The sequence below is a fragment of the Halorubrum aethiopicum genome (genome assembly GCF_001542905.1).
In the GTDB taxonomy this organism is placed as follows: domain Archaea; phylum Halobacteriota; class Halobacteria; order Halobacteriales; family Haloferacaceae; genus Halorubrum; species Halorubrum aethiopicum.
Map to the genome: position 1 here is coordinate 1,236,085 of NZ_LOAJ01000001.1, position 13,365 is coordinate 1,249,449.

The 13,365-nt window shown below is 69.8% G+C and carries 15 protein-coding genes; 8 read left to right on the forward strand and 7 right to left on the reverse strand.

Annotated elements, in window-relative coordinates; genetic code table 11:
• Positions 1–58: 58 nt before the first annotated feature.
• Positions 59–706: an AIM24 family protein gene (locus AXA68_RS05985; protein WP_066414116.1), complete on the reverse strand. Its 648-nt coding sequence runs from the start codon at positions 704–706 to the stop codon at positions 59–61.
• Between the two features lie 117 nt (positions 707–823).
• Between AXA68_RS05985 and pth2 the strand changes: the two genes are divergently transcribed.
• From pth2 to AXA68_RS06010, 5 genes are all read left to right on the forward strand, one after another.
• A complete protein-coding gene (pth2, locus tag AXA68_RS05990; protein WP_066414120.1) occupies positions 824–1,162 on the forward strand; it encodes a peptidyl-tRNA hydrolase Pth2 in 339 nt (112 codons plus the stop codon).
• Positions 1,163–2,668 (forward strand): tRNA pseudouridine(13) synthase TruD, encoded by a 1,506-nt coding sequence (gene truD / locus AXA68_RS05995; RefSeq protein ID WP_066414121.1) that lies wholly within the window; start codon positions 1,163–1,165, stop codon positions 2,666–2,668.
• Positions 2,669–2,797: 129 nt separating this feature from the next.
• Positions 2,798–3,352: a GMP synthase subunit A gene (locus AXA68_RS06000; RefSeq protein ID WP_066414123.1), complete on the forward strand. Its 555-nt coding sequence runs from the start codon at positions 2,798–2,800 to the stop codon at positions 3,350–3,352.
• Positions 3,353–3,612: 260 nt separating this feature from the next.
• Positions 3,613–4,428, forward strand: a complete 816-nt coding sequence (locus tag AXA68_RS06005) for a hypothetical protein (RefSeq protein WP_066414125.1) — start codon at positions 3,613–3,615, stop codon at positions 4,426–4,428.
• A 400-nt stretch (positions 4,429–4,828) separates the two neighbouring features.
• Entirely contained in the window at positions 4,829–6,838 is a 2,010-nt protein-coding gene (locus AXA68_RS06010) for a DUF2070 family protein (protein WP_066414127.1), read from the forward strand.
• Between the two features lie 64 nt (positions 6,839–6,902).
• On the opposite strand, the gene AXA68_RS06015 is transcribed toward AXA68_RS06010, so the two are convergent.
• The 5 genes from AXA68_RS06015 to AXA68_RS06035 form a co-directional block, all read right to left on the reverse strand.
• Positions 6,903–7,184, reverse strand: a complete 282-nt coding sequence (locus tag AXA68_RS06015; RefSeq protein WP_066414129.1) for a hypothetical protein — start codon at positions 7,182–7,184, stop codon at positions 6,903–6,905.
• Positions 7,185–7,190: 6 nt separating this feature from the next.
• Complete coding sequence (locus tag AXA68_RS06020) at positions 7,191–7,580, reverse strand: prefoldin subunit beta (RefSeq protein ID WP_066418384.1); 390 nt, start codon at positions 7,578–7,580, stop codon at positions 7,191–7,193.
• Positions 7,581–7,703: 123 nt separating this feature from the next.
• A complete protein-coding gene (locus tag AXA68_RS06025; protein ID WP_066414131.1) occupies positions 7,704–7,955 on the reverse strand; it encodes a KEOPS complex subunit Pcc1 in 252 nt (83 codons plus the stop codon).
• A gap of 12 nt (positions 7,956–7,967) precedes the next feature.
• Positions 7,968–8,102, reverse strand: a complete 135-nt coding sequence (locus tag AXA68_RS06030) for a DNA-directed RNA polymerase subunit P (protein ID WP_007994536.1) — start codon at positions 8,100–8,102, stop codon at positions 7,968–7,970.
• Entirely contained in the window at positions 8,102–8,368 is a 267-nt protein-coding gene (locus AXA68_RS06035) for a 50S ribosomal protein L37 (RefSeq protein WP_066414134.1), read from the reverse strand. The genes AXA68_RS06030 and AXA68_RS06035 overlap by 1 nt, the downstream gene beginning before the upstream one ends.
• A 531-nt stretch (positions 8,369–8,899) precedes the next feature.
• Here AXA68_RS06035 and AXA68_RS06040 point away from each other — a divergent pair.
• Positions 8,900–9,826: a sulfide-dependent adenosine diphosphate thiazole synthase gene (locus AXA68_RS06040; RefSeq protein WP_094533848.1), complete on the forward strand. Its 927-nt coding sequence runs from the start codon at positions 8,900–8,902 to the stop codon at positions 9,824–9,826.
• Positions 9,827–9,849: 23 nt separating this feature from the next.
• Here AXA68_RS06040 and AXA68_RS06045 read toward each other — a convergent pair whose 3' ends face one another.
• The gene (locus AXA68_RS06045; protein ID WP_066414137.1) at positions 9,850–10,752 is read right to left on the reverse strand and encodes a DUF7351 domain-containing protein; all 903 of its coding nucleotides are present in this window, start codon (positions 10,750–10,752) and stop codon (positions 9,850–9,852) included.
• Positions 10,753–11,028: 276 nt separating this feature from the next.
• Between AXA68_RS06045 and pyk the strand changes: the two genes are divergently transcribed.
• Positions 11,029–12,786, forward strand: a complete 1,758-nt coding sequence (gene pyk, locus AXA68_RS06050) for a pyruvate kinase (protein WP_066414139.1) — start codon at positions 11,029–11,031, stop codon at positions 12,784–12,786.
• Between the two features lie 67 nt (positions 12,787–12,853).
• Entirely contained in the window at positions 12,854–13,084 is a 231-nt protein-coding gene (locus tag AXA68_RS06055) for a DUF7312 domain-containing protein (RefSeq protein WP_198530023.1), read from the forward strand.
• Positions 13,085–13,365: the final 281 nt, after the last annotated feature.

Consider the following 13,365-nt stretch of genomic DNA (forward strand, 5'->3'; position numbering starts at 1 on the left):
CCCGGAAACCGTCGGAAACCGTCGTCGGGAGCCGTCGTCGGAAACGCCGGTCGGCTCCTCACTCCTCGTGCGGCTGGACCACGACGAACCCCTCCGAGCCCGTGAACTCCATCTGAACGGACTCGCCGGAGGTCTGCCCGAACTCGAACGTCTTGTTGATCGACACCGACGGCGAGAGGTCGCTGCTCCAGGCGACGGTCGCGTCCGGGTCGGTGAAGACCGGCGGCTCCAACACGGCGGGGTCGCCGTGCGTGGAGATCGCGACCTGCCCCGGCCCGGTGAGGTAGACGTTCGTCAGCCCGCCCGCGGCCGCCTCCGAGACGCTGCCGATCGTGTTGATCTCGTAGTCGACGGAGGACTCGAAGGCGAGCACGTCGTTGCCGCTGACGGAGATCGACTCGCCGGCGTCCAGATCGAGTATCCGCACCTTCTTGCTCTGCTCGGCGACGTAGAGGTAGCCGCTGCCCTCAGCCTCCATCACCGGCGTCCCCTCGCTGCTCACCGCGTCCTTGAGGAAGCCGGTCACGCCGCCCTCGGCCGAGGCCTTGCCGGTGAACGTCACGTCGCCCGTGTACGCCACCATCGAGCCGGCCTTCACCGTCACGGTCCCGTCGAGCGGGACCCCGAGCAGCCGGTTGTTCTCCTTTCGAAACTCGTCACCGTCGCGTTCTGGCGCGCTCGTGCGCGCGAACTCGTCCAGATCCATGGGAACCAAGCGTCGCGGGGACGACGCGGTCGAACTCGTCGAGCGCGATCAAAAAATCCTGACGATTCGGTCGCCCGAGAGAACAGAGCTATACCCGCGGCGGGGCTCTCACCCCGTATGAAACAGGCGATCGTCGCCCGCCGGGACCTCGGCATGGGCGAGGGGAAACTCGCCGCGCAGGTCGCACACGCGTCGCTGTCGGCCTACGAGGACACGGGCCGACGAAGCCGCAAGAAGTGGAAGGGATCCGGCCAGAAGAAGGTCGTCCTCGGGGCCGACTCCGAGAGCCAGCTCTTCGAACTCGCGGACAAGGCGGACACGGAGGGGATCCCGTACGCGATCATCCGCGACGCCGGCCACACCGAACTGGAGCCGGGGACCGTCACCGCGCTCGCGGTCGGTCCCGCGAGCGACGACCTCGTCGACCGCGTCACGGGCGAGCTCCCGCTCTACTGAATGGTCGACTCATCTCCGGACGACCCCTCCCCCCGCGACCGCCGCGAGGCCCACCCCGTCGAGCGCGCGGTCGGCATCGCGCAGTTCGTGAGCGACGCCGACGGGATCGGCGGGCGGCTCCGCGAACGCCCCGAGGACTTCCGCGTCACCGAGCTGGAGGCGTTCGATCCGGATCCCCTCGATGCCGACCGCGGCGGCTACCCCGAGCTCGTCGTCCGCGCCACGCTCCGGAACTGGGACACGAACGACTTCGCGCGCCGGATCTCCGACGCTTTGGGGATCAGCCGCGAGCGCGTCTCCTGGGCGGGCACGAAGGACAAACGCGCCGTGACGACCCAGCTGTTCACGCTGCGGGAGGTCGACCCCGAGGACCTTCCCGAGATCCGCGGCGTCGACGTCGAGCCGATCGGGCGAGCCGGCCGCCGGCTCTCCTTCGGCGACCTCGCCGGCAACGCCTTCGAGATCCGCGTCGCCGACGCGGTCCCGGACGCGGAGGAGCAAGTCGGAGCGATCGTCCGCGACCTCCGGGCGTTCGCGGGCGCGGACCCCGACGACCCGGACGCGCCCGTCGCGGTCCCCAACTACTTCGGGCAACAGCGGTTCGGCAGCGTCCGGCCGGTCACCCACCGCGTCGGGCTCGCGGTCGTCCGCGGCGACTTCCGCGAGGCGGTCCGGCTGTACGCGGGGAACCCCTCGCCGGCCGAGCCGGACGACACCCGCGCCGGTCGGAGGCGCGTCGACGACGCCTTCGGGGTCGCGGGCGGCGACGGGGAGGACGCCACGGGCGGCGGAGAGGGCGCTCCCGCCGCGGACGACGACTCCCGCGCCGCCGCCGGCACCGGCGACGGCGACTGGGAGGCCTGTCTCGACGCGATGCCCCGCAAGCTCCGGTTCGAGCGCGGGATGCTCTCCCGGCTCGCCGAGCGCGGGGTCGACCCGGCCGCGCCGCCCGCGGACGACGACTGGCGGCACGCGCTCGAGGCGGTGCCCTCGAACCTCCAGCGGCTCTTCGTCAACGCGGCCCAGTCGGTGTTGTTCAACCGGATCGTGAGCGAGCGGCTCTCCAGCGGGCTCCCCTTCGACCGCCCCGTCGTCGGCGACGTGGCGTGTTTCGCCGACCGCGATGTCCCCGACGAGCTGTACGCGCCCGACCCCGACCGCGAACAGCGGGTGACCGACGAGCGGGTGGAGGTGATTGCGCGCCACTGCGCGCGCGGGCGGGCGTTCGTCACCGCGCCGCTCGTCGGCACCGAGACCGAACTCGCGGCGGGGGAACCGGGCGATATCGAGCGGTCGGTGCTCGCGGACGCCGGGATCGAACCCGCGGACTTCGACCTCCCCGGCGAGTTCGACTCGACCGGAACCCGCCGGGCGATCCAGGTCCGGACGGACCTCGAGGTGACGTTCGAGGCGGGCGATCCCACCTTCGCGTTCGCGCTCCCGAGCGGGTCGTACGCGACCGTCCTGCTGCGGGAGTTCACGAAGACGGATCCGCTGGAGCGGTAGCGGTCCGAGCCCGGTTTTTCGGGGTCGAGATCCACAACCGTGGATCATTATTGCCGAGCGTGACCGAGAACCGGCACGACCCTGCGTCAATTCCGAGTCGTTTTTGTGCCGCCCCCGCGGATCGCGTCCATGACACGGATCGTCGTCTTGGACCTCCACGGCCAGTTCACCCACCTGGAGCGGCGCGCGCTCCGGGACATGGGCGTCGACACCGAGATCGTCGACGCCGACACGCCGCCCGCCGAGGTCGACGCGGACGGAATCGTCCTCTCGGGCGGTCCCGACATGGACCGGATCGGCAAGGCGCGCGAGTACCTCGACCTCGAGGTCCCCGTCTTCGGGATCTGTCTCGGGATGCAGGTGATCGCGGACGAGCGAGGCGGGCGCGTCGGCGGCGGCGACTACGGCGGCTACGCCGACGTCGACGTGGCGATCGTCGACGAGGACGACCCGCTCGTCGGGTCGCTCGCGCCCGACACCCGCGTGTGGGCCTCCCACGCCGACGAGGTGAAGGAGCTGCCGCCGGGATTCACCCACACCGCGACCTCGGACGTCTGCGGCATCGAGGCGATGTCGAACGCGGAGGAGGGCCTGTACGGCGTCCAGTGGCACCCCGAGGTCGCCCACACCGAGGAGGGCGAGGCGGTCTTCGAGAACTTCGTCGCGATCTGCGAGTCGGCGTAGGGCGTTTCGATACTGTGGACGTTCAGTACATCCGATCAGAGTATCGCTGAATAACGCGATTCTCTGTAGCGTAGCGGCCTCATCTTCGTTTCAAAAAAAGTGGACAGCGGTCCGATCGATACCCGTATGTTCGTCGGAAGTGTGTGGAACTCACTTAATATGGCGTACCGACAGTTCGATCCCTCGCTGTCGTCCTGCTGACTCGCCTTGGATTGGTTTCTATCGGAAGGTTATAGTGTTTTCTTGTTAACAACTCTCCCATGGAGAGGCGCGGAATTCTGGAATTTATCGGCGGCGTCGGATGTGGAACGTTCGTAGGGTATTACGTCGGCGCGAAGGAGTTACTCGGTATCCAGGGTCCCTCAACGGACAGCGAGCAGCGGTCACCGGATACCGGCGAATCGGCGGAGACCTCACCCGAAAACGAGACCGCTCCATCCGACACGGATGAGACCGGAAGCGAAGGTTCTGACACGATCTCGCTGTATGACGATTTCGAGGACGGGACGCTTGATGATCCGGAGTGGCGCGCCGTCGGAGGGGGACCGGGAGGCCTCGCACAGGAAAACGAGATCGGAATCGCGAACGACGGACATCAAAGCCAGTATTCGCTCTACCTCGATCAAGGTGGGAGTATCAGTAATTTCAGCGCTGAATCTAGCCTCGATCGAACTGTCTCACCGAGTGGGATGTCCTTCTATATAAGACCGGTGAGCGCGGACCAGTACACCAAAAACCAACTGAGGTTGATCAACGGGGACACTATTGGGATTCGGTTCGTCAATCACATACAAAACGACGGGCTGTACTTCAGATTCGGAGACGGGAACGATGAGGAGGACAGGGCTCGGATCCGCGATGGTGCCATCAGTCCGGACGTTGAGCGGTTCGTCCAAGTCCGCATACAGGGGATCGACTGGACTGACGGAACGATCGGCGAGGTGTACGTTGACGGAGAACGGGTCGCCACGGACGCGCCCTTCGAGAACGATATCTCCGGATTCGATACGGTTTCCTTTGCGGCTATCGGTGGCGGAGACACGGTTTTCAGAGTGGATGATATCAGTTGGCAGTGAGAACCGCCGTGACGATTGACTGTCCCATCGAAACATCAGGTGTGAACGCGTCCAAAGCCCCAGGCGCGAGGAGGTCGTACGCTTGCTGTGCTCCTCTCTCGCTCGCTCGTTTCACTCGCTCTCTCGTTGCGGTGCTTGCGTCGCCTACGGCCTCCTCGCGACTGCCCCTTTGAGTCCCACCCCGCACAGCACCGCACCTCACGCCTCCCCAGCCTCGCGGCTCGCGGTTTCACCGCTCGCCGCGTCCCTCGCGGGCTCCTCGTGCCCCTGCGGGGCACTCGGAGGCGCGCCGCCGCGGGAATCACGTTTCGTTTGACGCCCTCCTGGCGGGTGATTCCGATCCTCTCCCGGCGTCCGGAAGCCGGAGAGATTTTCATCCGCGGGCGAGTATCGCGAACCCGTGACCGCGACACAGGGACGGCTCGCCGGGCTCTCCAAGTTCATCTTCCGTGCGCCGCGCTGGCCGCGAACGCTCGCGTTCGCCGTGCTCCTCGGCGGGCTCACGGGGATCGCCGTCTTCGACTCCGCCTCGACGATGGGGTCGACGTACCCCGTGTTGCTCGTCGGCCAGGACGCCTGGCAGGGGATCGTCTTCCTCGGCGCGCCGACGGTCGTCGCCGCGCTCACGACCACCACGGTCGACCGCGCGCTCGGCGGGAACCTCACGTACAACCGCTCGGCGCTTCTGGCGCTGCTGTGTGAGCTGTTCGTCGTCGTCGTCCTCGTCGTCGCCGGCGTCTTCGCCGCCGTCTTCGGGCTCTCCCAGCGGTTCGTCTTCGACGCGCTCGTCGTCGCGCTCGCGTCCATCTTCGCCCTCCGACTGCTCGCCGTCCTCGCCGTCTCGCGGGTCTCCGTCCCCGCCGCCAGCGTCCCCGCGCTGGTCCAGACCGCCGTCGCCGCGGTCCTGCTCTTCGTGTACGGCGGGACCGCGCGCCTCCTCATCGACGGGGGCTCCGCCTACGAGGCGTACGTCGTGTTCCTCTCGCGGACCGACCACGGCCCGCCCGTCTTCGACGCGGTGACGCTCGACCACTTCCTGCTTTTGGGCGCGCTCTGTCTGCTCTACGCCGTCGCGGTCTGGGGGTTCCTCGTCGCCGTCGAGCGGCCGTGGCGGCGCGCGCTCGACGTCTCGGTGCTGGATTTCATCCGCGGGTTCATCGGCTACGCCGCCGAGGAGTCCCGTGACCTGGAAGAGTTCTTCGAGCGGCTCGGACAGGAGGCGGTCGTCCCCGTCTCGGCGCTGTCGTTCCGGGTGATCGAGGGAGACGACGCCGGCACGGAGGTCCCCGACGCGGCGGCCGACGCGGCCGGCGACGACCCCGACACGACCGCCGCCGACGGCGGGCGGGTCGATCCCGACCGCCTCGGCGAGGAGAAGGCCCGGTTCGTGCTCCCGATGATCCACCCCGGTCCGCTCGGCGAGATCGGCGGCGGCGACCTCCCCCGTCGGGTCGCGCTCTCCGCGGACGGCGTCGGCTTCCCGCCGCACGCGACCGCGGGTCACGACTTCAACCTCGTCTCCGAGAGCGAGGTCGACTGCGTCATCGACGCCGCCGACCGCGCGCTCGAGGACGCGACGTTCCGCCGGGAGGGGACGGTCCCGCAGTCGGTCGAGGCCGGCGAGTCGTCGGTGCTGGCCCAGCGGTTCGGCGACGCCGCGCTCGCGGTCTCGACGTTCGCGCCGGGGTCGGCCGACGACGTCGACTTCGCGGTCGGCCAGTCCGCGAGGGCGGAGTTCCGGTCCGGCGGGGCGGAGGACGTCCTCCTCGTCGACGGCCACAACTGTCACACGGGGCTCTCGGGGGCGGATCTGGGCCACGTCACGCCCGGCTCGGAGCGTTCCTACGACCTGTACGAGGCCGCCGGCTCCGCCGGGAGGGCGACCGCCGACGCCGACCGCGGGTGGACGGAACTCGGCGTCGCCTGGGAGCCGACCCCCTGGACGCCCGAGGAGGGGATCGGCCCGCTCGGCGTCCGCGTCGCGGTCACCCGCGTCGCCGGCGTCGAGGCCGCCTACGTGCTCATCGACGGCAACAACATGGTGCCGGGCCTGCGCGAGGACCTGCTCGCGGCCGTCCGCGAGGCCACCGGCATCGACCGCGTCGAGGTCATGACCACCGACAACCACGTCGTCAACCGGACCCGCGCGGACAACCGGGTCGGAGAGGAGATCGACGCGGACCGGCTCGCGGAGACGGTCGCGTCGCTCGCGGTCGACGCGCGTGCGGACCTCGAACCCGTCGCGGTCGGCGGGGGAACGGAGCACGCGACGGTGACCGTCTTCGGCAACGACCGCACCGAGACGCTCGCGACGCAGGCCAACGCCGCGCTCTCACTCGGCGCGGCGCTGGCGGCGGCGGTGACGCTTTTCGCCATGTCGGTGAGCGTGCTGCTGTTCTTCCTGACGTGAGCGGCGGGACGGCGCTCCCGCTTTCGGTCGAAAACGACGAACGGGCCGAACTCCGGTCCGCTCTCTACTCCTCGAACAGCTCGTCGACGGCCTCGCCCGCGGCCTCCGTGGCCGCCTCGGCGACCGCCTCCGGGTCGGGGTCGTCGGGGCCGTCGGGCGCGTTCAGGTAGACGTCCACGTCGAGGACGCCGTCCTCGAAGGTGACCGTGACGTCGAGGTCGGTCACGGCCGATTGGTCGTATCGATGGAAGACGACGCCCTCCGCCGCCTCGGCGGCGGTCCGGACGACCTCCTCGTCGGCGGGGTCGCCGTCGGTCGGTCGCTCGCTCGACGCGTCCTCGCTCATCGGTCTCTACGCGCCGCCCGCGCCCGGGCCGCCGGGGCCCATCGGGCCGCCGCCGCCGCCCGCGCCGCCCTGGAGCATCTGCTGGAGCTCGCCCTGGAGGTCGTCGAACTGCTCTTGAACGCGCTCCTCCTGTTTCTCGAGCTGCTCGACGCGGACCTCGAGCGAGTCGACCTTGTTCTCGAGGTCGTCGTAGGCGGACTCGTAGTCGGTCTCGACGAGCACCTCGCCGATCTCGCGGTACATGCCGGCGTCCTCGTCGACGTCCTCTAAGGCGTCGAGCGCCGTCTTCGACTCGTTGAGCGCGGTCTTCGCCTGCTCCTTCTGCTCTGCGACCTGCTGTGCGGTCTCCTGAAGCTCCTGAAGCTCCTCGATCTTCTCCTGTGCCTCGGGCGGCATGTTCCCTTGCATGGGCGGACCGAGGCGGTCCGGACGGAAAAACCCCCGACTTCTCCGACGAGAACGAGAACCGCCGGGAACCGACGGGAGAGGCACCGAGCGGATGAAAACCGTCCGGGTGGACTACAGGTCCCGGCTCACGCGCTCGGCGACCGCGACCAGCCGCGACCAGCTCGTGATCCCGGCCCGCAGCGCGACGAGGTCGGCGGCGGTCACGCGCACTCGGACGACGGAACCGTCCCGCGAGACGGTCGCGCTCGACCGGGACTCGTCGAGCTCGCCGACCTCGGGCGCGAGCGCGTCGGCGACGATCCGGGCGCGTCGCTCGTCGGGGTACTCGAAGGAGAGAAGCGTTCCGTGGTCGCGGTCGGTCACGGCGAGGTCCGGTTACTCGACGTCGACTTCCTTGATGTCGCCGCCGCGCTCCTTCAGGAGGACGCGGTGGCCGCAGTAGGGACAGCGGACGCCGCCGTACTCGTCGAGCGTGACGTCGCGCTTACAGCGGGAACACTTGTAACTCATTATTCCTCGTCGGCGAGCGCGGCGCGGATGGAGCGGCGGACGGTCCGACCGCCGGGAGTCTCGGGGCGGTAGGCCCCGCCGGTGAACGTCTCGCCGGTCTCCTCGTTCACCCAGATGCCGGTGCCGACGCGCTTGACGTCGTCGCCGTCGACGGTCGCGTTCTGCATCTCTCCCTCGATGTCCTTGACCCGCTTTCTGGCGACGCGGCCGTAGCGAGCCCCGAATCGGCCCGCGCTGCCGGTGCTTCGTGCCTTGTCCTCAGCCATAGTGTGCCTGGATACCGCCAGCGTGGGTAAAAAGGCTACGAGTCGGTCACGGCCGTGCGCCTCCGTGGCGCGTTCCCTCTCCGGGTTCGTTGTGATTCCGTTTACCGTGAGAGTGGTTGGGCCGATCGGTGCGGGAGTGTTGCTGGCGCGGTGACTACCGCCAAAGCCCCAGTCACGAGGACTTGGGGGCCTCGTTGCGCGCTTCAGTCGTTCGCTCTGCTCACTCCTTCCAGTGCTTACGTCGGCCGCCGTCGTCCTCGCGACTGCCCCTTTGAGTCCCACCCGACCGCACAGCCCCGCCCCTCACGCCTCCCCAGCCTCGCGGCTCCTTTCAGTCGCCGCGTCCCTCGCGGTCGGGTTCGCGCCCTCCGGGCGCTCACCGGCGCAGGGCGAGAGCGGAGCTCTCGCTTGAAGCCGGCGGCGGAGCCGCCGGCGACGCCACCGCACCGCGAGTCGGATCGGTACTCGGACGACATCGACCGTATCGACCACAACGACTAATACTACCCAGTGATACCACTCAGTCGTATCATGGACTTCGACGGCTTCAGCGACGTGAGCGAGACGGACGTAACGCGCGCCATCGGCCAGGACTGGTCGGATGAGTTCCTCGAGTTCTCCGAGAGCGACGTCATCGTGGTCGGGGGCGGCCCGTCCGGGCTGATGGCGGCGAAGGAGCTCGCCGAGCGCGGGGTGAAGGTGATGGTCGTCGAGAAGAACAACTACCTCGGCGGCGGCTTCTGGCTCGGCGGCTTCCTCATGAACAAGGTGACCGTCCGCGACCCCGCCCAGGAGGTGCTCGCGGATCTCGGCGTCGACTTCGAGCCCGCGGAGGGCGTCGAGGACCTCTACGTCGCCAACGGGCCGGAGGCGTGTTCGGGGCTGATCAAGGCGGCCTGCGACGCGGGAGCCAAGGTCCAGAACATGACGGAGTTCACCGACCTCGTCGTCCGCGAGGACCACCGCGTCGGCGGCATCGTGATGAACTGGACGCCGGTCCACGCGCTCCCGCGCGAGATCACCTGCGTCGACCCCATCGCGGTGGAGTCCGAGGTCGTGATCGACGCCACCGGCCACGACGCGGTCGCGATCTCCAAGCTCGACGAGCGCGGGGTCCTCGAGGCCCCCGGCATCTCCCACGCGAGGGAGCACGACGCGGGGATGGACGCGACCGGCGACGACGAGTACGGCGCGCCGGGCCACGACTCGCCGGGCCACGACTCGATGTGGGTCGGCGAGAGCGAGGACGCCGTCGTCGAGCACACCGGCGTCGTCCACGACGGGCTCGTCGCGAGCGGGATGGCGGTCGCGACGGCCCACGGGCTCCCGCGGATGGGGCCGACCTTCGGCGCGATGCTCGTCTCCGGCAAGCGCGCGGCGCAGGCCGCGCTCGACGAGCTCGGCGTCGACGCCGGCGACGTGCGGCTCTCCTCGCGGCCCGCCCCCGCCGACGACTGACGGCGGGTCGACTCGCGGGAGGGTCACTCCCGGCTGACGTCGAGCCCCTCGCCGACCCGGAACCGGGCCCCGTCCGGCGTCTCGAAGACGAGGTCCCCTCCGACGGCGGTGACCGGCCACGACATCACCGCGGCGATGCGCTCCCAGCCGGGTTCGACCCCGTTTCTCGTGAAGAACGTGGCCATGGGATCCCGGTCGTCGGTGGCGTAGAGCGGGTGGGAGATATGTCGGCGTCCGCAGTGGCCGCACGCGAACCGGACCATCCCGTCGTGGTTCACGTGGCGGAACCCGTACCCGTCGTCTCCCGGCTCCTCGCCTTTCGCGGGGGGAAGCGTCGTCGTCACGTCGTGCCCGCAGTTCGGGCAGAACCCGTCCGCCATCGCCCGAAAGGTGTGTGCCGACCGGCGGTGCGAGCGTTCGAAGGCGGTCTCGATGTCGATCCCCGTCACGCCCGACGGCGGATACGAGACCGATGCGAGCGTCCCCTCGGTGACGAGCTCGTGATCGATCAGCCCCACACATCCCGGACACCGCGTCACGAGATACCCCCTGCGGTAGAAGGCCTGGACCCCTTCCCCACAGCGGTAACACTCCCCGTCGACCGGTTCGGCCTCGACGGTCGGGTCCTCGGTGAGCACGCCGGTCCGTCGGAGCCGGACCACCTCCCGCCCCGGCTCCGCGAGCCGATACCCGCTCTCGGTCTTCGTGACGAACTGGTCGGTGAGCTTGTCGAGGTGGTAGCTGAACCGACCGCTGTCCTCGACGCCCACGTCGGCCTGGATCGTCGAGTACGCGGCGTTGCCCGCGAGCGGTCCGGACGCGACCGTCAGGTCGTACAGCGAGTCGAGAATGGCGAGCCTGACCTCGCTGTCGAGCACCGAGAACGCGAGCGCGTCCCGGGATCGGACCGCGGCGATACTGTCCATTCGTCCGTCCGGTGTGGTAGTAAGCGCTTATGTATTTCGCTCCGAGTGACATGTCCCGCGAATCGGACGCCGGACCCCGATCGGGCGTTCGACCGGCAATCGCTGAACTCGAAAGCGGGCCGATCGGACTCGGCGTATCCGTCGTGATCGTCCCCGATCGTTCTCGGCGAGATCGGCGATATCCGGTCGTTCGGGCGCGCTTCGCGGGCTCCGTGGGTTCGGTCCGATCGCGGCTCGACCGCATGGCTTTTTCCGGCGCTGCGCCGAATCGGACGTATGCGAAACGCCAAGATCGTCTGTACGCTGGGTCCGGCGTCGGACGACCGGGACACGATCCGCGGCCTCGCGGCCGCGGGAATGTCGGTCGCTCGACTCAACGCCAGCCACGGGACGACGGGCCACCGCGAGGACGTCATCGAGCGCGTCCGCGCCGTCGACGACGCGATCGACGACCCGCTCGCGGTGATGGTCGACCTGAAGGGTCCCGAGGTCCGAACCGCGGAGATCGACGAGCCGATCGCGCTCACGACCGACGCCGAGGTGACGTTCCACGAGGGCGAGGACGCGACCCCCGAGCGGGTCGGACTCACCCACTCGATCGCGGCGGCGGCCCCCGGCGACACGATCCTCCTGGACGACGGCCGGATCGAGTGTCGCGTCGAGCGGGTCGAGGGGGAGTCGGTCGTGGCGCGGGTGGTCTCCGGCGGCGAGCTCGGCTCCCGGAAGGGGGTCAACCTCCCGGGCGTCGCCATCGACGTCGACCTCATCACGCCGAAGGACGAGGACGAACTCCGCCTCGCGGCGCGCGCCGACGCCGACTTCGTCGCCGCCTCGTTCGTCCGCGACGCCGACGACGTGTACCGGATCGCCGACCGCCTGGAGGCGCACGGCGGCGACGACATCCCCGTGATCGCGAAGATCGAACGCGCGGGGGCCGTCGATAACCTCGGCGGGATCGTCGACGCCGCGGACGGCGTGATGGTCGCCCGCGGCGACCTCGGCGTCGAGTGTCCCCTCGAGGACGTGCCCATGATCCAGAAGCGGATCATCCGCACCTGCGTCGACGAGGGCGTGCCCGTGATCACGGCGACCGAGATGCTCGACTCGATGGTCCGCTCGCGGCGACCCACCCGCGCCGAGGCCTCGGACGTCGCCAACGCGGTCCTCGACGGCACCGACGCGGTGATGCTCTCCGGCGAGACCGCGATCGGCGACCACCCGGTCCGGGTCGTCGAGACGATGGACCGGATCGTCCGGGAGGTCGAGACCAGCGAGGAGTACGCCGAGACCCGCGAACAGCGGGTGCCGACCGCCGCCGACGACTCCCGGACCGAGGCGCTCGCGCGCTCGGCGCGGTACCTCGCGCGCGACATCGGCGCGTCGACGGTCGTCGCGGTCTCGGAGTCCGGCTACACCGCCCGCAAGACGGCGATGTTCCGCCCCGGCGTCCCCGTGGTCGCGACCACGCCGGACGACCGGGTGCGCCGCCAGCTCGCGCTCTCGTGGGGCGTCCAGCCGGTCACCACCGCGTACGCCGACGACATGGAGGCCGTCCTCGACAACGCGGTCGACGCCGCGCTCGACACCGGCGCGGCCGCCTCCGGCGACACCCTCGTCGTCCTCTCCGGGATGTTGACCGAGCTCGAGGGGACGAACACCACGAACACGCTGAAGGTCCACATCGCGGCCGAGACGGTCGCCACCGGGAAGGCGGTCGTCGCCGGCCGGGTCGCCGCCCCGGTCCACCGGAGTTCGGACGGCGACCTCTCCGCGGTCCCCGAGGGATCGATCGTCGCGCTCGCTCCCGACTTCGAGGGCGAGTTCGCCGGCGACCTCGACCGCATCGCCGGCATCGTCGACGCCCGCCCGGGCATGACCGGCTACCCCGCGGTCGTCGCCCGCGAGCTGGGCGTGCCGATGATATCCGGGGTGACGCTGCCGGACTCGGTGGCCGACGGGACCACGCTGACGCTCGACGGCGAGCGCGGCGTCGTGTACGAGGGCGACGTGATCGCGCCCGCGAGACGGCGGTAGGGACCCCGACTCGTCCTCAGCGGACCGCGCCCGCCAGCCATTTATCCGACACGCGTCTACGGCGAGTATGAGCGGCGACGACACCCGAAGCCGGGCGAACGAGGTCCGGACGGACGACGAGGACGAGGGCCGCGAGTGGCGATTCAGCGTCGACGACGTGGGACCGGACGGCGTGACGGAGGACACGTCGACGCCCGAGAACGAGCCGATCGAACCCGGCTCCATCGACGCCGAACACGCCGTCTTCGTCGTCCTCGGCGTCGCGCTCGTCGTCGGCGTGTTCGTCTTCGGGTTCTGACCGTCGGTAGAGAGGGATACGGGACCGCGGAAGACTTCTCCAGAGCCCCAGCCAACCGCGCGGCCGCCCCGCACCTCACGCCTCCCCGGCCTCGTCGCCGGACTACGTCCGGCTGCAAGCGAGAGCTTCGCTCTCGCCCTGTCGGCCGTCCTCCGCGTCGCTCCGGCCGCCCGACTCCCTCGCGGTCGGGTTCGCGCCCGCCGGGTGCTCACCGGCGCGCCGCCGCGAATCGGTGACTCCCTCCCGCTACTGAACGGTTTCGCGCCGGCGTGAGGCTCACT